The sequence below is a fragment of the Niallia sp. WK069_GA_01 genome, assembly GCF_983173855.1.
The window spans coordinates 2,422,432-2,446,053 of sequence record NZ_OZ470138.1 but is presented as its reverse complement, the minus strand read 5'-3'; the positions used below and the strand labels follow the sequence as shown (position 1 = coordinate 2,446,053).

Genomic DNA, 23,622 nt, shown 5'->3' with positions numbered 1-23,622 from the left:
AAAAACTTAGTTTTCTCTATAAAAATGATTTATCATAGCAAAAAAACGGCTTTTCTTTTCCTTCAAAATAAGTTGCTCCTACTTTATTATAACCATTTTTCACAAACAAGTTTTGTGCCTTGTCATTTAATGAGTACGTATCTGTTTTTAAATAAAAAGTGTCATGTTCGATCGCGTACACCTCTGCAAATGAAAGAAGTTCACTTGCAATTCCTCCTCCTCTTATTTCTGGATCTACTGCTAATCGATGAATAACAAAAAAGTTTTTTTCCGGATAAGTCCAATTGACTTTATGATAATTTTCATCAAATTTCCTATCTATTGTTACTGCTCCTACGGGTATGTCATCTATAACCGCAACAAACAAGTTGTTGTTTATAATATCGTTTTTAAAATCCTCTTCATGAGGATAGTAGCTGGACCATTGATCATTTCCTTCTTCATGCATAATAGCCACATTTTTTTTCACAAAATTCATAATAACTGGTAAATCTTTTATTTTCCCTTGTCTAATTTTCACGATAAATTCTCCTATAACAATATTTCTTTTAATTTTCCCTTTCTCTTTTAAAGTATGAATATTTTTTTATACTTTAAGAAAGGAGAAAAAACTATTATATATATTTCTTATATAAAAAACCAATATTTTGACTTATGATGGGCAGGTTAAAAAATATATAAATAAATTTTCGTAAAAACCATTCGTTCTATTCAAATACTTCAAATATTTTTGTTAGTAGGAAAGGATATTTTCATATGGGTTGTTGCTTTTGAAACACAGGCTGCTAAGAACTTCTTCCAACAGAAATTCTGTGAAAAACAAGCTTTTCGAAAACAGCATAAAAAAACCTAAAAGATCAAGTGATCTTTTAGGTTTCCAGAGAGTTTAAAGTTGGACTGTGAAATTCCGGTTCTATCTATTTATTATTTACCGATAAATTGTTGTGTCCAATAGTTCCCGTTTTCCACATAACCTACACCAATATGTGTAAACTTGTTACTTAGAATATTTGCTCTGTGTCCTTCACTATTCATCCATGCCTGAACTACTTCTTCTGGTGTTTTTTGCCCTTGAGCAATATTTTCACCGGCAGATTTATAAGAAATACCGAATTTTTTCATCATATCAAACGGACTTCCGTATGTTGGGCTATTATGATCAAAATACTTATTTGTACTCATATCTTGAGATTTTGCTCTTGCTACCTTACTTAATTCCGTATCTAATTGTAAAGCCGCTAAGCCATTTTTTGCTCTTTCTTTATTTGTTAATTCAACCACTTGCTTTTCATAAGCACTGACAGATGTAGCTGCTGCTTCGCTTGTTGCTGCTGGCTTTTGTGCTGGTGCTTCTGTTTTATTTGTTGCTGCTGGTTTTTGTGTTGGTGCTTCTGTTTTGTTTGTTGCTGCTGGTTTTTGTACTGGTGCTTCTGTTTTGTTTGTTGCTGCTGGTTTTTGTACTGGTGTTTCTGTTTTGTTGACTGTTGAATTCTTTACAGGTGTTTTTTGTGTCTTTTGCAGTTCTGCTAAAAGTTTATTAATGTCGATAGAATTGTTTGATGCTGTATATTTATTTAAAAGCGTATTTATTTGATCTTGATTTAATTGATAAGATTGAATGATAACTTTAGCATTCGTTGTTTTAGGCTGAACGGAAGCAGCATCTGCTTTGTTCACCATTGGGTTAGACATTAATAACGCTGTTGCTGCTGCTGCTGATAAAATCATATTTCTTTTCTTCATCTATTAAAATCCTCCTTGGATGTTGAACTTAGTAGTTTTTTAGATTGTTGTCTCCGTCTTACAAACAAATCATAACACATGGTTTTTTGTCATTTTTAAGGAAAATTCTCTCAAAAGATTAGAAAATACGATATTGTTATCACGAAAAATTACAGAAATTAAAAGAATACTAGATTTATCAATATGTTTAGCCAAAATAATTTCTTATTATTTCCATTGGTATATTATCCATATTTGGATTGTACCTAATTAGTAATCCAACATTTAGAAAGAAAAAGCTATTGACAGTTTTTTTCAGAAGATCTTATATGACTTTTATTACATAAAAATGACGAAATAAACAGCTATATGTAAAAAAACACAAAAAATTTACCCCTAATTTTTTCTAATTCTAAACAAAAATAGATAAAAAGGATTTTTATAACTATTTACTAATTCATTTCGACCTTTTATTCTTCAGTAATAACAAATTAGTTCAAATGAGGGGAATATATTTTAGAAAGAAAGGAAAAATAATAAAAATGATTTAAACAGAATGGAGTAATTGTATGAGTACACCTTATTGCTGTCCCAACTGCAAAACAAATAGAAGCCGTTTTAATATGATTCAACAAGTTGTACAATCAGTAAAATTAGATCCGCAAACGGGCAATATTATAGAAGAATATCCTTCCGATAACTTATCTCCGTTTCATATGAGCTATAATGGTCCGGAATATCGTATTCAATGTGCTGCTTGTGGATTAGTGGAAGATGAACGGACTTTTGCAAAGTTTGGAGAAATGAAATAGATTGAAACTGCTATAGTTAGAAAATCTACTATAAGAAAGAAGGAAGCTGGGACATAAGTATTCCAGCCGAAGATAACCTGAACAATGATGCGAAGATGTAAAAAATATTTTCGTATCATTGTTTGGGTTTTTTATTCATGTAAAAAGGAAGGTTTGTGGTAATCACCCGCAGCCTGCATACACTTCGCTTTCCGTGGGGGCAAATCAATCGATGCTGCGTTTTGCGTTGCGCAGTTATGTGTCTATGTGTATTTAGCCGGCCAGCTCCTAGCCCCTGGGAATATTGCCTCCTTCCCCTAAAAGTAAAATACACTTTTTGTGGCAGGAGAACATTTTTCTTCGGGGCTGAACAAGGCGCTTCCGATTTTCTTATTGCAAAAGCTTTTTAGATACAACTACTTTCCAAGGTTCAAGAGGAGAACAACGCAATAATGTTACGTTTTTATTTTGTTCAAATGGCTTTTCGTTTTTTCTATACAACTGCCATTTAACTTCCATCTCTATCGTATTACTATGCATCATATTATTGCCTTTACCCTCTTTAAGCTGGAGCAATTTAATATTTTCTAGTGAGGATAATTCTTTTTTCCAGTTTATACTTTCTGTTGAAAGATGGGATAGGATAACTTCATCTTGTTCTTTTAAACCAGCTACAAAGGATTGAATCACTTGGTCAGGATCTAAATGTTGCAGATAATCCGGCAATATCCCAGCTGCTTTATATATCATTAATTTATGTGAAAGATCCATCTTTTCTGTTTTATGGGTCGTACTGCCAAGAAAGTGAATACAAAAATGACCAGGAAAATTATTATTCAGAGCTCCTGCTCCATGGGGCATTCCATGCATAGACGCCGCAATCCATTGATCATCAACCATAACCAATATCGCTCTTCTTTTCCAGCTCCATTTGTCACTATATATCTTTTTCATTATTGCTGTATCCTCTTTACTAAGAGGTTGAACATCAGCATGTTGACTTCCTGCTCTTCTTTGAACATGAAATTCTTTGCCTGTTTCGATATCTATAATGGAAAACTTGCTGTATTTCGGAATAATCTTATCCGCTGTTGTCCATTCCAATAGTTCTACCTCATAACTAATAGGAGAATAACCGTCATTCTTTTTATCAGCATTTATATGATTATTTACGCTGCCGATAAAAAAATAACATAAAGGCAGCAGTAGTATCTTCTTTAACATTTATACCATCCTTCTTTTATCTCAGCCATGTTAAATGATACTATCGATTAGTTAAAAAGAAATCTGTGCGAGATGCCTGTAAAAACAACTCTATAATGAGGTACAACCACGTGATCTGCAGTGAGTCCAGCAAGCGCGAGTGATTTCTCTGACCATTTAAAAAATCAACAATAAAACATAACTTAGCCTTTATCTTAAAGAAAGTTTGCCCTTTATTTAATACGATACTCCAAAGAAAAAATGGTAAAATAAGTAGACTATTAAAGTATATCTAATTTTGCCTCTATTTCTCCCCAATTAATTTTCTCCCCAATAAACACCATATTTAAAGGCATCATCATATATTCTTGCATAAAAATTGGTGTCCCATAGGAATATTGAAATAAGGATGGATACTTAGCATGTGAAAAAGGAACATATCCTTTTATTCTATAAATGGTTTCTGGCAAGCTTCTTAAAAACGAATCAAATTTATCTGCTGATATAGAATGTTCAAATGTATAAACAAATGAACTTAGCTGTAAACTTGTTATCGTTGTTTTTGCAACCCTTCCATTAAAGTGTACCTGTAATTCCTTTACTTTATTGTATGGAACTTTACTATAACTCGTTAAGAGTGCAAATGCTTGTGCGTTAATAGACTGCAATTCAAATGTTAATGCTGCTTTTTCCTCTTCTTTTAACAAATCTTGCTTATTGATTAGAATTAGGTTGGCATGGCGAACTTGTTCTAACAGCAGCTGCTGAATGACAGGACTAAAGCTTTGTCGATTTAACCACTGCTTCCCATCGATAACCGTGATTATTCCTTTCAACTGCAATTTGTTTACGAAAAGTGGTGATAATATACTATCCATCGTTTCCACAGGATGAGCAGCACCTGTTGTTTCTAAATAAATGACATCCGGTTTTTCTTCTATTAATAAAGATTGAAGCTGTGCTTCTAATTTTTCTTGGATAGTACAACAAACACAGCCGCCTAATAGCTCTTTTAGTGGGATATCATTGTCCACCTCGTTTGAATCAATAGATATACTTCCAAATTCATTCATCAAAACTGCAACTTTTCGATTTTCTTCTTTTTCTTTTTTGAGCAGTTCTTTTAATAAGGTTGTTTTTCCACTTCCTAAAAATCCAGATAATATATATATTTCTGCTTTGTTCATATTGTTACACCTCTTTACTATTTGCTTTTCTTCCATAAAAACGAGGGTGACACAAATAGTATCACCCTAGAATTATTACTTTTTCATTTCGTCTTTTAACACTTCTACTGCTTTTTTCATTTGCGTATCAGAATCTTTGATTTTTTCACGGAGTTGATTCATTAATGCCATTGTAGTTTCGCCTGTAATTACTCCGTCTTCTTTTAATTTCTCTTTTTTCTGGAATTCTTTCGTTGCTTTTTCTGTGCTCTCATCAAAATAGCCATTAGCATGATCTATTTTATACCCTAGTGCTTTTAACATTTGTTGGGCTGTTTTCACTTCTTCTGAGTTGCTGTCCATCTTTAATTTAGAATCAGGATTTACAATAGATAGACTCGCATAACTTGGTAATTCCACTTTATATGTCGGCTCAATGCCTTTTCCATGAATCCAAGTTCCGTTCGGTGTTAACCATTTATCTGTTGTGTATTTAAAATTACTTCCATCTGATAAATCAGTCGCACTTTGCACGGTTCCTTTTCCAAAGGATTTTACGCCAACAAGTGGCACCCCAGCTGATTGATTGACAGCTGCTGCTAATATTTCTGACGCACTTGCACTTCCGCCATCTATTAATACAACAAGCGGTACATCTGTACCATCACTATTTTCGGATACAGCTTTTTCTATTTTTCCATTTTTATGTTCTACTTGATAAATTATATCTCCTTTTGGAACAAAAAGATTCGCTATTTCTTGCACTTTTGTTAATAAACCACCAGGATTTTGTCTTAAATCAAGTACAATTCCCTTCATTCCTTCTTTCTGGAACTCATTTAATTTATTTACAAGTTCTGATGATGTATTTTCAGAAAAACTAGTTATTTGAATTTCAGCGATGCCATCTTTTCTTAAATTGCCGTAAACTGTTTCAATTGGAATCGTATCACGAACAATAGAAATATTCATCGGTTTTTCAACGCCAGCTCTTTCTATTTCCAGCTCTACTTTCGTTCCTTTTTTCCCTCTGATTAATAAGACTGCTTCAGATGAACTCATGCCTTGCAGACTTTTTCCATCAACAGAAACAATTTTGTCATTTGGTTTTAGATTTGCTTTTTCTGCTGGTGAACCTTTGATCGGCGTGACAATCACAATACTATCATTAATTTGTTGAATTTCTGCACCTATACCTTCAAAGGAAGAAGAAATGCTTTCATGAAAGCTTGCTGCTTCTTTCTCATTCATATAGTCAGAATAAGGGTCATCTAAGGCTGAGAACATTCCATCAATTGCTCCGTTTACTAAATCCGTTGTATCAATATCTTTATAATAATGTTCTTTCAGCGTATCATATGCTGAATATAATTTATTAAATTCACTACGTTCCGTACCAACATTTACTGCCTTTTCATCACCAAAAGCTAAAGCAATTGTTGTAATGCCGGCAGCTAATATGACCGTAAAAAATAAAAGCATCACAAAATGAAATTTTTTCATTCGTATAAAACTTGATTCATTTTCTGATGATTCCTTTACATTCTCTTCGTTCTCCAAATATTTCACCACTTTCATTAACCATAAATGTTCTTTCGCTAAAATACTTTTCTTTTATAAAAATACCAAGCAAATGGGAACATTTTAATGCTGAATTATGAACAAATTATTAATGAATTTTTTTAACCAGAAAAACTTTGACTTTTCCCTCTAAGCCATTCAGAGGAAATTGGGCTCTTCTTTTCTGCTCATAACTCATAAATACTGTTCATCTTTTTAGCTTTTCTTAAGCTGTATAAACAACATAAATAGTGCATTCCTATTTTTATATTTTCTTTACTAATTGAAAATATTCTTCTAATGTCCAACCATTTTCATAAATATCTTTTGCTGATTTTTTTCCAACATAACGAAAATGCCATGGTTCAAATTTATAACCAGTGATGGATTCTTTTCCTTTAGGATATCGTAAAATAAAACCAAAATGATGAGCGTTTTCACTTAACCATTTGCCTTCTTTGGTTTTATCAAAATCATCACTTAATAAAAAATTCGCACTTTCACTGGAAATATCCATCGCTAAACCTGTTTGATGCTCACTGTTTCCAGGATAAGCCACAGCTTGAATCGCCTTTTCTTTTCCGACTCTATCTACTTCTGCATCATAAAGAACCGTTTGACGATCAAATGAACGAAAACCAGAAACTGCATATAAGGTCAATCCTTGTTTTTTTGCTTCCTTAAACATCTCTTCTAGTCCGTTTGCTGCTTCTTTTCTCATATAGCTCTTTTCAATTTTTTGATCTCCAAAAGAAAAATCAACATTTGGTCTTTCTAAGTCTTCAGGCGTGTATCCATCAGGAAGACCAAAATCTTTATTTACTAATGAGACCGTATTGGTCGGATTTTGAATTATATTTCTTCCATCTACTACCTTGATTTCATTAAAGTAAGTAGATTCTAAAGTCCAAGGAGATTGTTCTTGTTCAGGTTCTTCTTTTTGTGTATCTTCTTCCACTTGTTCGGAACCTGGTTTTTCTGTAACGACAGTTTCCTTGTTTTCTTTCTCTTCCTTTTTATCTTGGAAAAACGGTAAAGTATCTAAACTTTTACATCCGCTTAGTATGATTGCTAAAAAGAAAGATACAACTACTATTTTCTTCATGATTCCACCTTAATTTTTATAGAGTTACTAGCTTAGCAAGAAATTGGTCTTTTTCTATTTTTTCCTTTGCTGACATATCCTTTACTGCTGTTTAGACGGTATTATTTAATTGCCGCTTCTAAAGCTACTTCAATCATATCATTAAATGTTGTTTGACGCTCATCTGCTGTTGTTTCTTCACCAGTTAAAATATGATCACTTACCGTTAAGACAGATAATGCTTTACGATTATATTTTGCTGCCAATGTGTACAGTGCAGCTGATTCCATTTCAATCGCTAGTATTTGATATTTTGCCCATTTTTCTAATTCAGAATTATCATTGTAGAACATGTCTGCTGTAAAAACATTGCCGACTTTAAGGGAAAGTCCTTTTTCCAAGCCAGTATCATATGCTTTTTTCAGCAAATCAAAATCCGCTGTCGGTGCAAAATCAACACCGCCAAAAGTTAAACGGTTCATTTGAGAATCAGTTGATGCGCTCATTGCTAAAATAACATCACGAACCTTTACATCTTTTTGAATCGCTCCACATGTACCAACACGAATTAGATTCTGTACATTATAGCTTGCCATTAATTCATTAATATAAATTGAAATGGACGGAACTCCCATGCCAGTACCTTGTACAGAAATTCTTTTGCCTTTATATGTACCTGTATAACCAAACATATTACGTACTTCATTATAGCAAACAGCATTCTCTAAAAAAGTTTCCGCAATATATTTTGCTCTTAAAGGGTCTCCTGGTAAAAGAACCGTTTCTGCAATCTCATTTTCTTTTGCGCCAATATGTACACTCATTTTGTTAAACCTCCAATTGTTTAAAAAGCAGTATTTCATTTTTGACATAAAATGACGAAATTCGTCTAGTTTATCCCTATTTGTACTATATCATATTCTATTTTTATGATAAACAAATTTAATTGTAGGATACTATTTCATTCCATGGTTAAACTATAATTAGTTTTCCTTCTTAAAAGGAAAACATGCTAAAAAAGCACATAAAAAGGGTGATTATATGGGTAAAAAGCATAGAAATCGAATTAACTCTCCAAAGAAAAATAACCATATTCCAAAAGAAGCAATTATTGCTGAAACGGAAGCACACGGCAAAGAATTTTCTGCAAAAGATAGGAAGAATTCCTAAAAAATTAATCAGCACAGAATAAAAAGACGTGTGAGTTTCTCACACGTCTCAGGATATTATGAAATTCCCTATTTTTTAAGTGTGTTGTTCAATAATAGCAAATAGTTGCTGCTGTAACGCCGGCAGCTCCTCTTCTTTAATGGCTAACCTGACAAACTGTTCATCCATATCAAAAGCTTCAGCAAATAACCCGCTTAACCCTCTTGCCTTTTTGTCAATTTGCAAAAGAATTTCTAGCGTTTTGTCCTGAATGGATAAAAAGATAATTTCTATTTCGTCTAATTTTCCGTAAAACGGGCCAGAAACCGGCATATATTCTAGTTCTTGCAAAAAAGGAAGATGTTGTCTTCCATGTAAGGAACCTTCTTTACATTCTACTTGTCTTAATTGGAATCCTAAATCAGAGATTGTATTTAATAAACTTGATACCATATGATTTGCTTGTACTTCCAAATAATCTTTATCTGTTGGATCAACTGCATTCTTTATATCTAATCCAGTCGAAATCCACACCTTTGTTTTCCCTAATGTAAGCGGTGTATATGGAGATAATACAAAAGAGAACGGAATTTTTTTTTGTTCCTTTACCCCTATCGTCAGCTTTTCTGCTGCTAAAAATGATTCAATAATAGCTGTGTCTGTATACTTTTTATCATCCGATTCCTTTTCAAAGGTAGCGAATACACGCAGATAAATTTTTTCAATTGTTTGCATAACATTTCCGCCTTGGATGATAATTTCCCCTTCAACTGGTTTTCCTGGTGATAACAAATGATGATGCAAAACTGTATCTACCTTTGCTGCTCCCACCCCAACACTTGCTAATGCTTTTTGAAAAAATGACATTCCTTGTCCTCCTCTATCTCTATTTGTTGTAAAAATGCTTCTTTTATCTGATAACAATCTTTAAAAGGCTCTTCGATTGCCAAAAGTTTTTTTATAATATGTTTTGCTTCTTTAGAAATTGGCAGTTCTTCTTGCCAGCTCCTTTCCTTATTATTGGCCGGTTCAAAAGTAGAATAAAATAGAAATAACAATATCTGTCCAATTCCCGCAAAGTCTGATTGAAAACTCTTTAAATCGTCTTGTGTCGCTGCAATGGCTAAGCCAAAATCAATTATGATAGGCTGTTGATCCACCAACATCATGTTTGGAATATGTAAATCACGATGTGCAATATTGTTGCTATGTAAATAAGCAACTAATTCCACTAGTTTCACTCCAAAATAAAATGTTTGCTTTTCGCTCCATCTATAAAGATCATCAAACAAGCATTCTTCAAGCGTTTTTCCTTTTTTAAATTCCATCGTAAAGTAAGGAATCTTTCCTTGAATGAAACCATTATCGTAAAACTTCGGAAAACTTGTGTGGTTTATTTTCTTAAGAATATCCTGTTCTTGTTGAAATCTTCGTTGTTCTTTTTTACGCAGTCTTTTATGAAAACGAAGTGTTTTTAAAACAACCTTCTCTTTTAAAAACAAATCTTCGACAATATACGTATATCCATATCCTCCTCGAGCCAGAAAGGAAATTATTTTGTATCTATCATTTATAACGGAATTAACTTTTAATGGTTTTTCTATATACTTAAATAATCTACGAAGTATCCCTCTTCCTCCCTTCCACTATTAGCTGCTATAAAAACTAGAAGAGCGCTTTCTTCTTTTTCCTTTATAATAGTTATGCCCCCTGTTTTGTTCATATTTGTTATTATAAAAATGCCTTCTCTTTTTGCTGCTTGAAGAAGAATAATAACGTTTATGGCTGCTTTTTCCTAGAAATTGTTTTAACAACTTTTTAATCATCGTATCCCTCCGCTTCTTATTACTCTTTACGTATATCTTAATAAAAAGTTTCAAAAATAAGAAAAGCGAGGGACGCCTTAAACAGCTCTGAATTTGGAAACCAACACCAAGTTATCAACCAGCCCATTTCGTTTACATTTCCTGACGACAAAAAAGAGCTGTCCCAAAAGTTCACTTTTGGAACAGTCTCTTTGTTATAACTATAACTATATAATAAAAATACTCTACTATTCTTCCGTTTCTTCATCAATAATACATTTTTCTAATAAATATTCAAACGTTATGTCAGCCAATTCTTCCATTTCATCCTCTGTGGGAACGTATCCCCTCTTCAATAGCTCACGAAAGAAAAATTCTGCGATTTCCTCAGTATCTATTATTACGTCGATTTCTTTCAAGCATATCGCCCCCTTTGTAAAGAATATATGTGACATTAAAAAAAAGATGATTCTTTTGTACAAATTATCTGATAAATCATCGATTTTTTCAAGAAAAAAATAGACATGTTTTCTTTCTTTTATTCATAAGGTTTTATATATACTTTTTAGGGGGATCTAATCGATGAACTTATTCCAGCACATGATTGCCATTATAAAAGAAGACATTAATACAGATAATAGCGAGATTCTTTCTTTATTTCATAAATACTTAAATACCCTTTTTTCTTTGATTATGATTATTAGTATTCCTTTTTTGATAACTCTGCTATTGCAATTATAACTTTACTCATTTGAAATTTTATCATCTAAGCTGCTAATAAGCTTTAATTTTCTCAACGTCAATTTCATCATATGCTCGTATTCCCGATCTTGGAATAAATCAAATAAAATTCGATAATCATTATATATATCTAGCAGTCCATCAATTAATTCTTTTTTTTCTTTTGTTCGTTCAAGCAGCTCCTTTTCCGTTGCACGAAAAGAGCTGTTTGTTTTCTGTAAATCTATTGGGCGCTTCTTTTTATCCATAATGTATAAAAGACCAAGTTTTTGAATAAATGTTTCTGCATTTTCAGCATCTGCTACTAATGTAAGTTCCTCTTCTCCTGCTTCTAGCCATTCCCCATCACTAACCCTTGATAATTCATAAATAATATCTTCCCAAGCATCTGATTTATAACGCCATATTTCAGTTCGAAATCCCATTATTTTAAATAGATTACTCCCATATCCTTGTACTTTCACTAAATCGCCAATAAAGTACCGATATTCAATGTCTATTTTTTCCGATTCCATTAATTCCCCTTCATATTCGGAAAGCATTTGCAAGCTCGATTCTAAATATAGGCCTTCACTTTTATTTACTTCATATACATGCATATCATCCAGCCATTTTACATCTGTAACTTTCCCTACTGTTCCATATAATGTAATTACGACTGTATCGCCTATTTTATATTTAGGTTTTTTTCGATTTCCCATCGTTTAATAGTCCTCTCTAAACAAGATTATGAGTTTTAAACCGTTTATACGGCTGATAAAACCCCCACGCTCTTGTTTAAAAATATTGAACAATTAAGGTGGGGGAAAACGTTAGGATATTACGCCTCACAGCAAATTCCATCTATTTTTTCATCCTTCGTCTGTTCGCTTATTCGTGATTTTATTTTTATCATTATATGCAAATAGAATCGTTTCGCTAATCGTTCTCTTTTTGGCTGAATACAATTTGTTCGCTTTCTGCATGGGGAATATTCACTTGTTGGGTAGTTTTATAGGTATGAAAGGTTTTTCTTTTGTATGTTTTTTGTTTATCAGGAGTAAATAATGAGCTATAAGCTAGATAAGAAGGGAAAGTTTTATTTATTATATGAGTGGATATCTAACAATATAACGTAATCGTTTTAGAGAGTTTGAAATGAGGGATGTACCTATTTGGTGTTTTTAAAAGAAGTAAAAGGCAAACAAAAAAGCCTGATTTCTTGATAAAACAGGCCGATTTCTATTCTATTAGCTCCCCTAAAAAAAATTCCGCAGTCAGAATACACTTCGCTTTTCACGTGGCGGGCGTCAAGCCTCCTGTCCCGCAATTCCAATAGGAGTCTTCGTGTATTCTGACTGCTACCTGCTTTTACCATAAGAACAAACTTAATTTAACCTGCCTATTATCATTCTTTATAGTCACATTTTTTTATATGGTGTCTAATAATTAAAAAACAAAGTATTAATAATCATCATTCTTATTTTTTTCTTCTTGAAATAAATATGTTTCCCATGCTTGATCGAATATTTGCATACTTGGTAAATAATGGCCATTTAATTCTAAATAGCTGCTTACTTCTTCATAATCTTTACTATTTTTAGGGAAGCTATGATCAACATATGCGTTATTTGCAAATTCACTTATATCATCTTTGGGAGCAGGATGACGAAATTTCATTAAAAAGTGGTAAAAAGATTTTATCATAAAAATCATCCTTTATTTATTTAATATAAATAATATACAGAAGATGTGAAAGTTCGTCCAGTTTTCTCTATTCAACTTATTACTGGATGCAAAGGTTCAATTTTCATTTTCCTCACACAATCGATAATAAATGCCAAGCAGTTATTAGAATCTCTTCCATTGCTTCTTAGCATATTACCAGCCATTTTCCCTTCTCAGTTGGCTCCTTTTGCGTTAGGATAAGTAATATAGATTAAAAAGAGGGGCTTTGTGTTTTAGAATGAAAAAAAAATCACTTTATCTGTTTATTATCACTTTTTCTGCCGTTGTCCTTTTACTTTTATTGCTTCACCCTTTTGAAAAGAAGTCTTCTGCTTCTAAAAACGTTTATGAAAAAATAAAAGATAAAGAAGCTGTTCATTATGTTATCATCGGTGATAGCATTGGCCGCGGTTCTGGGGCATCAACAAAAGAAGCTACTTGGTTTCATCTATTGGATCAGAAAATAAAAAATCAATATCCTATACCTCTTTCAAGAAGCTCTGTTGTACAAAGCGGAGCAACTGCTTTTGAAGGATTGTATAAATTTAAAAACACAAAAATAAAGCAAGCAGATCTTGTATTTATTGTTTTTGGTGAAAACGATCGAAAATATATGGATAATAACCAATTTGCTTTATTTTATGAACAATTGCTTTTAGAGGTAAAAACACGTTTTCCATCCGCAGAATTAATTACTATCACTGAAAGTTGTTTGGAGAATGAAGCATTTGCTCAAACTATCGCTGCTGTTTCCAAAAATTATCTAGCGACAAATATCGATATGCGTGTTCCTTTCAAACAGTCAGGCTATAGCACAAAGGAATTAACAAAGGATTTTATTCATCCAAATGATAAAGGATACCAGATTTATAGTGAGGAAATTTATTCTGTTTTAAAGAACAACCTAAAAAAAAATAAACCAACAAGCAATATAGTCATGGATCCTAAAAAAAAGAGCAGCTATTTATTGCAAACAAAATATGCTTTTTCAAACAAAGATGCTTCTTTTATAAAAAAGAATGGTTATTATACTTCAGAAAAAAAAATGGCATCCATTGATTATACTTTTAAAGGGAGTTACGTTGGAGTAAATGTCATTAGAAGTGAAAATGGCGGAATGATGGATGTATATATAGACAATAAATATACAACAACTGTTTCAACATGGTGGCCATTTGAAAAAAAACGTTCTTTATATATATCAAGTGGTTTAAGTGAAGGGAACCATACGATTTCTTTTCGATTAACAGGGAAAAAGTCGAGTGAAAACCACTCCAATCAACATAAAATTCAACTATCTTCTATTATAGTAAATAGCAACTAGTTGAATTACTGAAAATACTTATTTAGGAGCTTAAAATGAAAGCCATAATTAAAAACTTTATAAACGGTATTATCACCATTGTTCCAATTATTTTAGTTATTTACGTTATATACCGCAGCTTTTTGTTTCTGGACAACTTATTAGGAAGCTTTCTTAGAAGTTATTTAAAGGATGAGTATATTCCTGGGATTGGCATTCTATTAACCCTTATCTTAATAACTATTTTAGGATGGTTATCTACTAAATTTATCATTTCACATCTTATTAGATGGATTGATTTATTATTAGAAAAAATCCCATTCATTAAAACCATTTATTCTGTTATAAAAGATACGATTCAATCCTTTTTAGGAGAGAAAAAATCCTTCTCAAAGGTTGCAGTCGTCACTTTTCCAGGAACAGGAATGAAATCTATCGGGTTTGTAACGGCAGAAGACTTAGAAGACTTTTATGAACCTTTTAAAGAATATACAGCAGTATATGTTCCGCAAACCTTTCAAGTTGCTGGTTTTACTTATCTTATTCCAAAAGAAAATATTGAATTTATCGATTTAAAGCCAGAAGATGCGATGAAATTTGTTTTATCCGGCGGATTAACTTCCAAATAGAAAAAAGCTTATGTATAGTGCGAAATAATGCACATTACATAAGCTTTTTTTTGGGCGTTGGCTGATTCCTGCCGTTATTTACTAAATAACGGCAAATATTTTCCGTAGCCTTCTTCTTCCAATTTTTCTTTCGGGATAAATTTTAAAGCAGCAGAATTAATGCAATAACGTAGTCCATTTGCTTTTGGACCATCAGTAAATACATGACCTAAATGAGAATCTGCTTCTTTGCTTCTTACTTCTGTACGAATCATAAAATGGGTTGTATCTGTTTTTTCTGTTATTTCTTCCTCCTCAATCGGCTTTGTAAAGCTTGGCCAGCCGCAGCCTGCATCATATTTATCCAGAGAGCTAAACAACGCTTTTCCAGAAACAATATCAACATAAATCCCTTCTGAAAATTCATTCCAATATTCATTATGAAAAGGGGGTTCTGTTCCATTATTTTGAGTCACTTCATATTGAATAGGTGTTAACTTATCTTTTATTTGTTTTTTATTATCCATTTATATCACTCCAGTTGTTTTTCGTAAATGCTGCCCTTCCAGATCCGACATGATAGCGATTATAATGATCAGGATTTTTTTTATAGTATGCTTGATGATACTCTTCAGCAGGATAAAATTCTTTAGCCGGTAAAATCTGTGTCGCAATTGTTTTTTGAAAACGGCCGCTTTCTGCCAATTGCTGTTTGGATGCTTCCGCTAATCTTTTTTGTTCTTCTGTATGATAAAAAATTGCCGTTTGATACGATTGTCCTCGATCAAAAAATTGACCTCCTGGATCAGTTGGATCGATCTGTTGCCAGAATAACTGCAATAATTTTTCATATGAATACACACTCGAGTCAAATGTTATTTGAACTGCCTCATAATGGCCAGTTGTTTCAGAGCAAACTTCTTTGTAGGTCGGATTTTCTGTTGCTCCTCCTGTATAACCGGATACTACTTTTATAATGCCTGGTTGTTGATCAAACGGTTTAACCATACACCAAAAACAACCGCCTGCAAATGTTGCCACATCATAGTTATTCATGTTCTACCCCCTATTTCTTTGTTCATTACTCTTTCCATCTAAATTTACTTATTCCCTATTATAATGGTTTTAACACTTAAGAAAATCGTATAAAATATTCAATGAAAAAGCAATAAATTGAATTCAGGAAGTAATACGCACCTTCTGAAAAAAACTCCAAGGAAACTTTCTCTTGGAGTTTTTGCTTATAAAAATATTTTCTTGTAGTTGTGGAAACAGTAACAATTTTTTTATTTTTTCATTGTTTTTATTTGCTTATGGAGCTGTTTCCATTTCTTTTTTTCCTCTGATTGTGCTTTTTTAGATTGTTTCCGTTCTAAAAAGGCAAGTTCCTTCAAAAGTTTCTGATAACTTATAAGACGTTCTTTCAGCAAATCACCATTCTCCATTGCTATTGCTACTGCACAGCCCTTTTCACCAGTATGGGTGCAATCACGAAATTTACAATTGGCAGCTAGGCTTTCAATATCTGAAAAGCTATCACTTAAACCTGATTCACTATTCCATAACTGTAATTCACGCATACCAGGTGTATCAATTAAAATACAGCCATTTTGGAGAAGGATCATTTCACGATGGGTAGTTGTATGTTTACCTTTATCATCACTTCGTATATCTTGCACTTCTTGTTTTTTATATCCTACTAAATAATTGATCAAAGTTGATTTCCCTACTCCAGAAGATCCTAATAAGGCAAAGGTTTTGCCAGGAAGAAGCAATTTATTTAATTCTTCAAAACCACTTTCCTCTACAACACTTACTGGAATAATTGGAATGCCAAAAGCTACAGATTCCACTAATGATATAGCTTCTTCCACACTTTCAGAAAGATCAGCTTTTGTTAAAACAATAACTGGATTTGCCCCACTCTCCCAAGTTAATGTTAAATACCTTTCTATCCTTCTACTGTTTAAATCCTCATTTAAAGAATTAACAAGTAAAACCGTATCAACATTTGTTGCAACAATTTGCTCTTCCGTATTTGTTCCTGCAACCTTTCTTGAAAATTTACTTTTTCTTGGAAGAACTGCAATAATCGTCCCTTTTCCTTCAAGTTCTCGTGGCAAAAGAACAACCCAATCGCCAACAGCTGGATAATCTTCTCTAGTATTTGCTGTATAGGCGAATTTACCAGATACTTCACATAATAATTCCCCGACAGAAGTCCAAACTCTATATATTCTTTTATGCTCTAATGCAACTCTAGCGATAATATGTTCATCTGCTGCATACTCCATAAACTTCTTATTTACTTCCTCATCATAACCGAACTTGGATAATTCCATTGATTCGTTCCCTCCATTTTTTCCTATTAAAAAAACCATAGACTGGTACAGCCCATGGTTTCAATAATGCAAAGGAGCAGAAAAAATCCATCCGCTTTATTGCAAACACGCAAAGGGCTGTACGATCGTCAATACACTTCTCGACACGGAGATTGTTTTATTTTTCATCGTGATCACCCCTTCTGTTAAATGTAAATTTATTATACATACTATTCCAAAAAAAGTAAACGAGTATTTTTCCTTTTTCTTCTTTTTCATGAATAAGATAGGCACTCGTATACTTTTTAGTGCATAAACTAATGCATCATGAATGTACAGGAGTGACTAACATGACTCAAAATGATGAGAAGAATCTAATCCAAGAGGCTGGCATGTATGACTTATTAGCAGGCTATTATAAATATACTAATCCAAATTTGCATATTTTTTATTATCAAAAACATTTACAAAGTTTAAAAGAAGCAATAGAAACGACACAGTCTCCCTTCCCCAATGTGCAAAGACAAAAAGAATATGGGAAAATAAGAATGCTACATGGATCATCGAAAACACCAAAAGTGGATATTTATATTAATGGAATTCGTATGTTTAAAGAAATGACATTTAAAATGATGAGCAATGATTTAACCCTTCCTGTTTGCAGATATCAAGTCGATATTTATGAAGCTGGCAAAATGATTGACACGTATTGTAGTCAAAAAATGGTCGTTGAAAGCAATATATATCATACAATCGCTTTTGTTGGATCAACTGAAAAATTAAAGATCTATTCCTTCTCAGAAAATCCAAATGTACCAGCAACAGAAACAAAACTACGATTTATCCATTTAGCCTCCAATTTGCCTACCATAAATATTGCAGTACAGAATGGAGATATTGTTTTTTCAGCAGTTCAAGCAAAAACTGCTTCTCCTTATTTAGGGCTACATCCTATGACCGTTTATTTAGAAGCAAGAACAGCTGATACAAATGAGTTGATTACCACCTTCCCCTCATTAGCACTACAAGGAAACAAAGCCTACTCCGCTTTCATTTTAGAACAAGATTCAGAGAAAAGCCCAGTGGAAGTTCTACTAGTTCCCGCAACTTAATAAAAAAAAGACGTTGTTCCGTTAACTAATTAACCAAACAACATCTTTTTTCATTATGATCTTAGATTAACAAAAACCCCACAAGTAGCACAAGGTGTATTCTGCCTGCGGAACACCATTTTCAGCGTAGCCATATAAAAAGCAGCAACTATTTAGCTGGATGTAAAATACTAAAGTGAATTTGATCATTAGGAAGATCAAACTCCTTCATTTTAACCCTTAACCCGCTTTCTGTTTTCATTCTTGTTAAATAAACATAAATCATCGCCTTATCAGGATTAATTTCTACCCATTCAGGCAATTTATATTTCTGTTGAATAAATTTCATCACATAAGATACAGGCAAAGGCAACTGACCAATACTAATAGACTTCTGCGTTAACACCAAATCACCGTTCTCCAATGCTTGTGGTTCAAACGTAAGCTTCATTTCAAGGTCTTCATTAAAAACCGGAACATACCCATAAAGCTCCACCTCATCGGACAGATTAATCTCATAATGAATTGGTCCGTCCAACCCCTGTTTTTCTATATAATAATTAATCAGTTTTGTTAAATCCTTTTTATTTGTTGTTACATCCAAGGAGACAGCATCAACTGTAGCATCCGTTTGGCTAATACTGTTAGATTTGTCACTCGGTAAAAAAATTAAAATCGATACTCCAATAAAGACTAGTATATTAATGCTTAACAATATTAAAAATGCTTTTTTCCAACCCTTTAATTTCAATTTCTCATTCTCCTCTGTCTACTTCTTCTGCCGTTCTTTTCGTTAATAGAACTTTCATTGCTTCTTTTTCTAACTCATTGTAAATATTATCTGCAATAAGCTGGTATCCTTTATCATTCGGATGAAAATAATCTTTATAAAACAGGTTCTCTTTTCCAGTTAGGAATATATCATCTATTCGAACGAAATATGTTTGATCAAATAATGTTAGAATATTTTCCCCAGTTGCATTCCATTCAGTCACCACTTGATTCATTTCATCAATATTTGAAAACCATTTTGTAAAAGGATTATATACACCTACTAAAACAATAAGAGCTTCCGAATTATACTCTCTAATTGTTTTAAGGACTTGATAAAGATTTGACTCATATTGTTTCATTTGCTCAGAAAAATCCTCAAGCTGCAAATCAGATAAATGTTCACGTACAACTTTCATAATATCGTTTCCGCCAATTGTTAGAATGACCATATCTGCAGAAGTAATCGATTGATGAACCTCATCTGTTTGTATTTTTGTTAATAACTGATCTGTTTTATTGCCTTTCACCCCAAAATTTTCAAAAGTTACTTCTCCTATGCCCCTATCATTCTCTAATAAACCTTTTAAGTATGGAATATATCCGCCTTTTCCAGTACTATCCCCTACACCTTGTGTTAAAGAATCTCCAGCGGAAACGATTTTAACATCCTGTGGAATAAAAGCATCCGGAATATCTTCTTTACTTGTGACCATCGTTTCTTTAACACCATTGTATTGAAGGATATTATCTTTTGTACAAGATGTTAATAAAAGAAGAGACAGGCAAATAATAAGAAAGAGACGCGATTTCTTCATTATTAACCCCTACCTTTTTATCTATAATATATTTAAACACTTCCAAGAGCCATACAAATTCATCCATTATTACATCTATACTGATTAATATTATAACATAATCCATTATTAAATTAATTTGTTTAAATTTATCTTTTATCCATATCTACTCCTCTATACATGATAGGATTTACCAAAACATCTGATTCCTTATTTGTATATTTTCTTTAAACATCATTTGTTAGAGCGGTTCAGTTTTTTTTTGTAAAGATTAATTAAACGCGAAAAACAAGCATTTCACTTTGTTGTGAGATGCCTGTTTTTGTCATTTTCTTATACACAGCATTAGGTTTGGAGAGAAATCCCCCCTAATGGATGTCGACTATCTATGCAATTTTCTTTACTGCTTTATTTTAGACAGTCTGCTCAAAGTCATGCGGAGTGCCCAATTAGTTCAGTAATAAAGAAATCTTGAAAATTTGCCTATTAATTAATGCTTTTATTCACAGTAATAACTGAAACCAATTGCTCCTTTTCCTGTATGTGTACTAATAACTGGTGTAGTAAAATCAATATCAATTTTTTGAAAACCAGATAAATTTTCAATTGCTGTTTTTAATTTAACTGCGAAATCCAGACTATCAGCATGGGAAATCCCAATTCGTTTAATTTTTCTGCCTATAGTATCTTCTTTAAATGAGTTAACTAAAAACTTGATTGCTTGTGCTCTGCTTCGTACATTTGATATAGGAGTGTACACACCATTTTCAAGTATAGCAATTGGTTTGATGTTCAACAAAGACCCGATCAAAGCCTTTCCTTTCCCAATTCGTCCACCTTTTATTAAATTTTCTAGTGTATCAACTACAATAAATAATTTTGTATGTTTTTTAACATGATTAATTTTATCAATAATCTCTTCCTTACTTTTTCCACTTTGAGCCATTATTGCAGCTTCAATCACCTGAAATGATAATGCTTTTGAAATAAATGCTGAATCAATGACTGTTACGTTTGCATTTGAGAGTTCACTTCCGCTTTTCGCTGATGCAACAGTGCCACTCATACCACCAGTCATATGAATGGAAATAATATCAAAACCTTGTTCTGCTATCTCATCATATTTTTTTGCAAATGAACCAGCAGAAGGTTGAGAACTTTTTGGCAATTCTGCTGCGTCTTTCATTTTATGAATAAATTCTTCTGGCGTAATTTCTACTTTATCTAAAAAGGTTTCACCATTTATGCAAATAGAAAGAGGTACAACTTCTATTTCATATTTAATCAGCTCTTCTTGTGTTAAATCAACTGTTGAATCTGTTACAATTTTAATTCTTTTCATTTTACACGTCCCTAAATCATCTTTTTATAAGTTAAAGCGCTTTCTATATAAAAGCTAATTATATCTTAAGCTGGCTATTTTGTATAATATTTTCTTCTATACTTATGCATTCGTCGATTTTTCGACATAAATTAATAAGAAAAGCATCCTGAATTTTGCATTATAGAAATCCAAAAGCTCTATCCAATAAGGTGAAATTTCCGCTGTGCAAGATTGTTCACAAGACTTTAAGCCAACATAAACGAGGACAATAGCAATACGGAGACCTTCGTTTATTGAGCTTTAACATACACTTATCATTTCCCAAAAACCAAAAGAAAAAAAACATCAACTCTTAAAATTTATAAGAGTTGATGGATTTTTTACACTAATAAATGGAACAAGTTAGAATCTTTGTTGAGTTCCGTATATGGAAATCCTTTTTTATCCATTCTTTCGATTAAATCTTTATAATCTTCACGATGCTTTAATTCTAACCCAACTAGTGCAGGAGCATTTTCTTTGTTATTTTTTTTCGTATATTCAAATCTAGTAATATCATCTTCCGGCCCTAAAACTGCATCAAGAAATTCCCTTAAAGCACCTGCTCTTTGAGGGAAATTAACAATAAAATGATACAATAAGCCTTCATATAATAAGGATCGTTCTTTAATATCCTGCATTCTATCAATATCATTGTTACCACCGCTAATAACAATAACGACATTTTTGCCTTTAATTTTGTCTTTATATAAGTCTAGTGCCGCAACAGGCAAAGCACCTGCAGGCTCTGCTACAATTGCATGTTCATTATATAAGGACAGAATAGATGTACATACCTTTCCTTCTGGTACAAGCAAAATATCATCTAAGAGTTCCTGACAGATTTCAAAATTCTTCTGACCCACACATTTAACAGCTGCACCATCAACAAACTTATCAATCTTATCTAATTTTACAAGCTCCTTACTAAGGATGGCTTTTTTCATCGAAGGTGCACCTGCGGGCTCTACACCAATCATTTTTGTTAAAGGAGAAACACTCTTTATATATGTGCTCAATCCTGCCATTAATCCGCCACCGCCAATACTGGCAAATACATAATCAATAGGTTCATCACTGTCGTTCATAATTTCAATCGCAACAGTTCCTTGCCCAGCAATAACATTTTCATCATTAAAAGGGTGGATAAATGCTCGCTCTTCTTTCTCCGCACATGATACAGCTTCTACATAAGAATCATCAAATGTGTCTCCCACTAAAATGACTTCTACATTGTCTTTTCCAAACATTTTAACTTGGCTGACTTTTTGTTTAGGAGTTGTTGCCGGCATGAATATTTTTCCATGAACACCTAAATATTTGCAAGCATAGGCAACACCTTGTGCGTGATTCCCTGCACTTGCACAGACAACACCATTTTTCATTTGTTCTTTTTCCAACATCTTCATACAATAAAATGCACCTCTTAATTTAAAAGAGCGTACATGCTGCAAATCTTCTCTTTTTAAGTAAATATTACAATCATATTTTTCAGAAAGCCGCTGATTTTTTTGTAAAGGAGTATGGGCTACTATGTCTTTTATTCGTTGGTATGCAATCATAATATCCTCCAACTGCACCCATTTTTTCATAACCTTCTGTTCCATATCCTCAAACCTCATTTCTACCCATTGTAATTTGTACATTATAACATGTTACCACCTATTTTCCATCCTTTCTTGTCAATATTTTTTAATATTTTAAATTATTGATTATATTTTGGATGCGTAGAATTTCAAACTCTATATGACGAATGTCATTTGTTTTTCGTTCTTTTTTGCATTACAATGAAAGAACTAGGGAGTGATAGGATGAACTTTACCACGAAAGAAGAGATTGCTAATAGTATTACACATGGAATCGGTTTTATTTTAAGTATTCCAGCACTCGTTATGCTCATTATGTTCGCTGTAAAATCAGGGGATCCGTGGAGAGTAGTCAGTTTTACCATTTTTGGTGCAACAATGATTATTTTATATTTATGTTCCACTCTTTTGCATAGTATTACGCATAAAAAACTAAAGGATTTTTTCGAAATATTAGATCATTCTGCTATTTATTTATTGATCGCAGGCACCTACACTCCGTTTGTTCTTGTTTCGATTAAAGGAGCATTAGGCTGGACCTTGTTTGGGATTGTCTGGGGACTAGCTGCTTGCGGTATCGTATTTAAGTGTTATTTTGTAAAAAGATTTCTTATTCTATCAACCGTACTTTATGTCATTATGGGCTGGATGATTGTATTCGGAGCGGTGCCATTGTACCATGCGATTGGTACATCTGGTTTTATTCTTCTATTTCTTGGTGGAATGCTTTATACCTTGGGCAGCATATTTTATGTATTACAAAAAAAACCTTATTTCCATGCAGTATGGCATGTGTTTGTTTTATGTGGCAGCAGCTTTATTTATTTTTGTATTCTATTTTATGTTTAACTATC

The 23,622-nt window shown here is 32.7% G+C and carries 27 protein-coding genes; 7 read left to right on the top strand and 20 right to left on the bottom strand.

All coding sequences use genetic code 11. The features are described from left to right. Positions 1-16: 16 nt before the first annotated feature. Both AC5LWL_RS11730 and AC5LWL_RS11725 read right to left on the bottom strand, forming a co-directional pair. On the bottom strand, positions 17-520 hold the full coding sequence (locus tag AC5LWL_RS11730) for a GNAT family N-acetyltransferase (RefSeq protein WP_493434456.1): 504 nt from the start codon (positions 518-520) through the stop codon (positions 17-19). A 404-nt stretch (positions 521-924) separates the two neighbouring features. Further along, on the bottom strand, positions 925-1,743 hold the full coding sequence (locus AC5LWL_RS11725) for a CAP domain-containing protein (RefSeq protein WP_493434455.1): 819 nt from the start codon (positions 1,741-1,743) through the stop codon (positions 925-927). 548 nt (positions 1,744-2,291) lie between these two features. Between AC5LWL_RS11725 and AC5LWL_RS11720 the strand changes: the two genes are divergently transcribed. Continuing rightward, the gene (locus tag AC5LWL_RS11720; RefSeq protein ID WP_493434454.1) at positions 2,292-2,534 is read left to right on the top strand and encodes a DNA alkylation repair protein; all 243 of its coding nucleotides are present in this window, start codon (positions 2,292-2,294) and stop codon (positions 2,532-2,534) included. Positions 2,535-2,903: 369 nt separating this feature from the next. On the opposite strand, the gene AC5LWL_RS11715 is transcribed toward AC5LWL_RS11720, so the two are convergent. The 5 genes from AC5LWL_RS11715 to deoD form a co-directional block, all read right to left on the bottom strand. Next, positions 2,904-3,737 carry a hypothetical protein gene (locus tag AC5LWL_RS11715; RefSeq protein ID WP_493434453.1) on the bottom strand — a complete coding sequence of 278 codons (834 nt, stop codon included), beginning with the start codon at positions 3,735-3,737 and terminating at the stop codon, positions 2,904-2,906. Positions 3,738-3,997: 260 nt separating this feature from the next. Then, a complete protein-coding gene (locus tag AC5LWL_RS11710) occupies positions 3,998-4,903 on the bottom strand; it encodes a CobW family GTP-binding protein (protein ID WP_493434452.1) in 906 nt (301 codons plus the stop codon). 75 nt (positions 4,904-4,978) lie between these two features. Next, complete coding sequence (locus AC5LWL_RS11705) at positions 4,979-6,442, bottom strand: lmo1851 family serine protease (protein WP_493434451.1); 1,464 nt, start codon at positions 6,440-6,442, stop codon at positions 4,979-4,981. A 265-nt stretch (positions 6,443-6,707) separates the two neighbouring features. Then, positions 6,708-7,547 (bottom strand): M15 family metallopeptidase, encoded by an 840-nt coding sequence (locus AC5LWL_RS11700; RefSeq protein ID WP_493434450.1) that lies wholly within the window; start codon positions 7,545-7,547, stop codon positions 6,708-6,710. Between the two features lie 101 nt (positions 7,548-7,648). Next, positions 7,649-8,350 (bottom strand): purine-nucleoside phosphorylase, encoded by a 702-nt coding sequence (gene deoD / locus AC5LWL_RS11695; RefSeq protein ID WP_493434449.1) that lies wholly within the window; start codon positions 8,348-8,350, stop codon positions 7,649-7,651. A gap of 217 nt (positions 8,351-8,567) precedes the next feature. On the opposite strand from deoD, the gene AC5LWL_RS11690 reads away from it, so the two are divergent. Next, positions 8,568-8,696, top strand: a complete 129-nt coding sequence (locus AC5LWL_RS11690) for a hypothetical protein (protein WP_493434448.1) — start codon at positions 8,568-8,570, stop codon at positions 8,694-8,696. Between the two features lie 75 nt (positions 8,697-8,771). Here the strand turns inward: AC5LWL_RS11690 and AC5LWL_RS11685 are convergent, their stop codons facing one another. From AC5LWL_RS11685 to AC5LWL_RS11670, 4 genes are all read right to left on the bottom strand, one after another. Next, a complete protein-coding gene (locus tag AC5LWL_RS11685) occupies positions 8,772-9,542 on the bottom strand; it encodes a sporulation protein (protein WP_493434447.1) in 771 nt (256 codons plus the stop codon). After that, positions 9,518-10,228: a serine/threonine protein kinase gene (locus AC5LWL_RS11680; RefSeq protein WP_493436600.1), complete on the bottom strand. Its 711-nt coding sequence runs from the start codon at positions 10,226-10,228 to the stop codon at positions 9,518-9,520. Before AC5LWL_RS11680 ends, AC5LWL_RS11685 begins: the two co-directional genes overlap by 25 nt. A 96-nt stretch (positions 10,229-10,324) precedes the next feature. Further along, entirely contained in the window at positions 10,325-10,501 is a 177-nt protein-coding gene (locus AC5LWL_RS11675; protein ID WP_493434446.1) for a hypothetical protein, read from the bottom strand. Positions 10,502-10,728: 227 nt separating this feature from the next. After that, positions 10,729-10,899: a YozD family protein gene (locus tag AC5LWL_RS11670; RefSeq protein WP_493434445.1), complete on the bottom strand. Its 171-nt coding sequence runs from the start codon at positions 10,897-10,899 to the stop codon at positions 10,729-10,731. Positions 10,900-11,062: 163 nt separating this feature from the next. Between AC5LWL_RS11670 and AC5LWL_RS11665 the strand changes: the two genes are divergently transcribed. Continuing rightward, entirely contained in the window at positions 11,063-11,221 is a 159-nt protein-coding gene (locus AC5LWL_RS11665; RefSeq protein WP_493434444.1) for a hypothetical protein, read from the top strand. A gap of 2 nt (positions 11,222-11,223) precedes the next feature. On the opposite strand, the gene yodN is transcribed toward AC5LWL_RS11665, so the two are convergent. Together yodN and AC5LWL_RS11655 are read right to left on the bottom strand one after the other, a co-directional pair. After that, positions 11,224-11,922, bottom strand: a complete 699-nt coding sequence (gene yodN / locus AC5LWL_RS11660; RefSeq protein ID WP_493434443.1) for a germination protein YodN — start codon at positions 11,920-11,922, stop codon at positions 11,224-11,226. 742 nt (positions 11,923-12,664) lie between these two features. Continuing rightward, positions 12,665-12,904 carry a YozE family protein gene (locus AC5LWL_RS11655; RefSeq protein WP_493436599.1) on the bottom strand — a complete coding sequence of 80 codons (240 nt, stop codon included), beginning with the start codon at positions 12,902-12,904 and terminating at the stop codon, positions 12,665-12,667. A 262-nt stretch (positions 12,905-13,166) separates the two neighbouring features. Here AC5LWL_RS11655 and AC5LWL_RS11650 point away from each other — a divergent pair, with 262 nt between their 5' ends. Together AC5LWL_RS11650 and AC5LWL_RS11645 are read left to right on the top strand one after the other, a co-directional pair. Beyond that, on the top strand, positions 13,167-14,252 hold the full coding sequence (locus AC5LWL_RS11650) for an SGNH/GDSL hydrolase family protein (protein ID WP_493434442.1): 1,086 nt from the start codon (positions 13,167-13,169) through the stop codon (positions 14,250-14,252). A gap of 35 nt (positions 14,253-14,287) precedes the next feature. Next, positions 14,288-14,860: a DUF502 domain-containing protein gene (locus AC5LWL_RS11645; RefSeq protein WP_493434441.1), complete on the top strand. Its 573-nt coding sequence runs from the start codon at positions 14,288-14,290 to the stop codon at positions 14,858-14,860. 74 nt (positions 14,861-14,934) lie between these two features. On the opposite strand, the gene msrB is transcribed toward AC5LWL_RS11645, so the two are convergent. The 3 genes from msrB to rsgA all read right to left on the bottom strand — a co-directional run bounded on the left by msrB (position 14,935) and on the right by rsgA (position 17,181). Further along, on the bottom strand, positions 14,935-15,366 hold the full coding sequence (msrB, locus tag AC5LWL_RS11640) for a peptide-methionine (R)-S-oxide reductase MsrB (RefSeq protein ID WP_493434440.1): 432 nt from the start codon (positions 15,364-15,366) through the stop codon (positions 14,935-14,937). Further along, positions 15,359-15,895: a peptide-methionine (S)-S-oxide reductase MsrA gene (msrA, locus tag AC5LWL_RS11635; protein WP_493434439.1), complete on the bottom strand. Its 537-nt coding sequence runs from the start codon at positions 15,893-15,895 to the stop codon at positions 15,359-15,361. The genes msrB and msrA overlap by 8 nt, the downstream gene beginning before the upstream one ends. Before the next feature lie 230 nt (positions 15,896-16,125). Further along, positions 16,126-17,181 (bottom strand): ribosome small subunit-dependent GTPase A, encoded by a 1,056-nt coding sequence (gene rsgA, locus AC5LWL_RS11630; protein ID WP_493434438.1) that lies wholly within the window; start codon positions 17,179-17,181, stop codon positions 16,126-16,128. 329 nt (positions 17,182-17,510) lie between these two features. Between rsgA and AC5LWL_RS11625 the strand changes: the two genes are divergently transcribed. Next, positions 17,511-18,272: a DUF4397 domain-containing protein gene (locus AC5LWL_RS11625; protein WP_493434437.1), complete on the top strand. Its 762-nt coding sequence runs from the start codon at positions 17,511-17,513 to the stop codon at positions 18,270-18,272. Between the two features lie 148 nt (positions 18,273-18,420). On the opposite strand, the gene AC5LWL_RS11620 is transcribed toward AC5LWL_RS11625, so the two are convergent. From AC5LWL_RS11620 to ilvA, 4 genes are all read right to left on the bottom strand, one after another. After that, complete coding sequence (locus AC5LWL_RS11620) at positions 18,421-19,002, bottom strand: YpmS family protein (RefSeq protein WP_493434436.1); 582 nt, start codon at positions 19,000-19,002, stop codon at positions 18,421-18,423. Between the two features lie 4 nt (positions 19,003-19,006). After that, positions 19,007-19,840 (bottom strand): SGNH/GDSL hydrolase family protein, encoded by an 834-nt coding sequence (locus tag AC5LWL_RS11615; RefSeq protein WP_493434435.1) that lies wholly within the window; start codon positions 19,838-19,840, stop codon positions 19,007-19,009. 478 nt (positions 19,841-20,318) lie between these two features. Continuing rightward, positions 20,319-21,161, bottom strand: coding sequence for a DegV family protein (locus tag AC5LWL_RS11610; protein ID WP_493434434.1), 843 nt, complete (start codon positions 21,159-21,161; stop codon positions 20,319-20,321). 362 nt (positions 21,162-21,523) lie between these two features. Continuing rightward, on the bottom strand, positions 21,524-22,789 hold the full coding sequence (ilvA, locus tag AC5LWL_RS11605) for a threonine ammonia-lyase IlvA (protein WP_493436598.1): 1,266 nt from the start codon (positions 22,787-22,789) through the stop codon (positions 21,524-21,526). Between the two features lie 204 nt (positions 22,790-22,993). Between ilvA and trhA the strand changes: the two genes are divergently transcribed. Then, positions 22,994-23,617, top strand: coding sequence for a PAQR family membrane homeostasis protein TrhA (trhA, locus tag AC5LWL_RS11600; protein ID WP_493434433.1), 624 nt, complete (start codon positions 22,994-22,996; stop codon positions 23,615-23,617). Positions 23,618-23,622: the final 5 nt, after the last annotated feature.

What these genes read in the sequence shown, in the direction of transcription:
- AC5LWL_RS11725 (WP_493434455.1), bottom strand. Translation starts at nt 1,743, where the DNA reads ATGAAGAAAAGAAATATGATTTTATCAGCAGCAGCAGCAACAGCGTTA.
- AC5LWL_RS11720 (WP_493434454.1), top strand. Translation starts at nt 2,292, where the DNA reads ATGAGTACACCTTATTGCTGTCCCAACTGCAAAACAAATAGAAGCCGT.
- AC5LWL_RS11715 (WP_493434453.1), bottom strand. Translation starts at nt 3,737, where the DNA reads ATGTTAAAGAAGATACTACTGCTGCCTTTATGTTATTTTTTTATCGGC.
- AC5LWL_RS11710 (WP_493434452.1), bottom strand. Translation starts at nt 4,903, where the DNA reads ATGAACAAAGCAGAAATATATATATTATCTGGATTTTTAGGAAGTGGA.
- AC5LWL_RS11700 (WP_493434450.1), bottom strand. Translation starts at nt 7,547, where the DNA reads ATGAAGAAAATAGTAGTTGTATCTTTCTTTTTAGCAATCATACTAAGC.
- deoD (WP_493434449.1), bottom strand. Translation starts at nt 8,350, where the DNA reads ATGAGTGTACATATTGGCGCAAAAGAAAATGAGATTGCAGAAACGGTT.
- AC5LWL_RS11690 (WP_493434448.1), top strand. Translation starts at nt 8,568, where the DNA reads ATGGGTAAAAAGCATAGAAATCGAATTAACTCTCCAAAGAAAAATAAC.
- AC5LWL_RS11685 (WP_493434447.1), bottom strand. Translation starts at nt 9,542, where the DNA reads ATGTCATTTTTTCAAAAAGCATTAGCAAGTGTTGGGGTGGGAGCAGCA.
- AC5LWL_RS11675 (WP_493434446.1), bottom strand. Translation starts at nt 10,501, where the DNA reads ATGATTAAAAAGTTGTTAAAACAATTTCTAGGAAAAAGCAGCCATAAA.
- AC5LWL_RS11665 (WP_493434444.1), top strand. Translation starts at nt 11,063, where the DNA reads ATGAACTTATTCCAGCACATGATTGCCATTATAAAAGAAGACATTAAT.
- yodN (WP_493434443.1), bottom strand. Translation starts at nt 11,922, where the DNA reads ATGGGAAATCGAAAAAAACCTAAATATAAAATAGGCGATACAGTCGTA.
- AC5LWL_RS11650 (WP_493434442.1), top strand. Translation starts at nt 13,167, where the DNA reads ATGAAAAAAAAATCACTTTATCTGTTTATTATCACTTTTTCTGCCGTT.
- AC5LWL_RS11645 (WP_493434441.1), top strand. Translation starts at nt 14,288, where the DNA reads ATGAAAGCCATAATTAAAAACTTTATAAACGGTATTATCACCATTGTT.
- msrB (WP_493434440.1), bottom strand. Translation starts at nt 15,366, where the DNA reads ATGGATAATAAAAAACAAATAAAAGATAAGTTAACACCTATTCAATAT.
- msrA (WP_493434439.1), bottom strand. Translation starts at nt 15,895, where the DNA reads ATGAATAACTATGATGTGGCAACATTTGCAGGCGGTTGTTTTTGGTGT.
- rsgA (WP_493434438.1), bottom strand. Translation starts at nt 17,181, where the DNA reads ATGGAATTATCCAAGTTCGGTTATGATGAGGAAGTAAATAAGAAGTTT.
- AC5LWL_RS11625 (WP_493434437.1), top strand. Translation starts at nt 17,511, where the DNA reads ATGACTCAAAATGATGAGAAGAATCTAATCCAAGAGGCTGGCATGTAT.
- AC5LWL_RS11615 (WP_493434435.1), bottom strand. Translation starts at nt 19,840, where the DNA reads ATGAAGAAATCGCGTCTCTTTCTTATTATTTGCCTGTCTCTTCTTTTA.
- AC5LWL_RS11610 (WP_493434434.1), bottom strand. Translation starts at nt 21,161, where the DNA reads ATGAAAAGAATTAAAATTGTAACAGATTCAACAGTTGATTTAACACAA.
- ilvA (WP_493436598.1), bottom strand. Translation starts at nt 22,789, where the DNA reads ATGGAACAGAAGGTTATGAAAAAATGGGTGCAGTTGGAGGATATTATG.
- trhA (WP_493434433.1), top strand. Translation starts at nt 22,994, where the DNA reads ATGAACTTTACCACGAAAGAAGAGATTGCTAATAGTATTACACATGGA.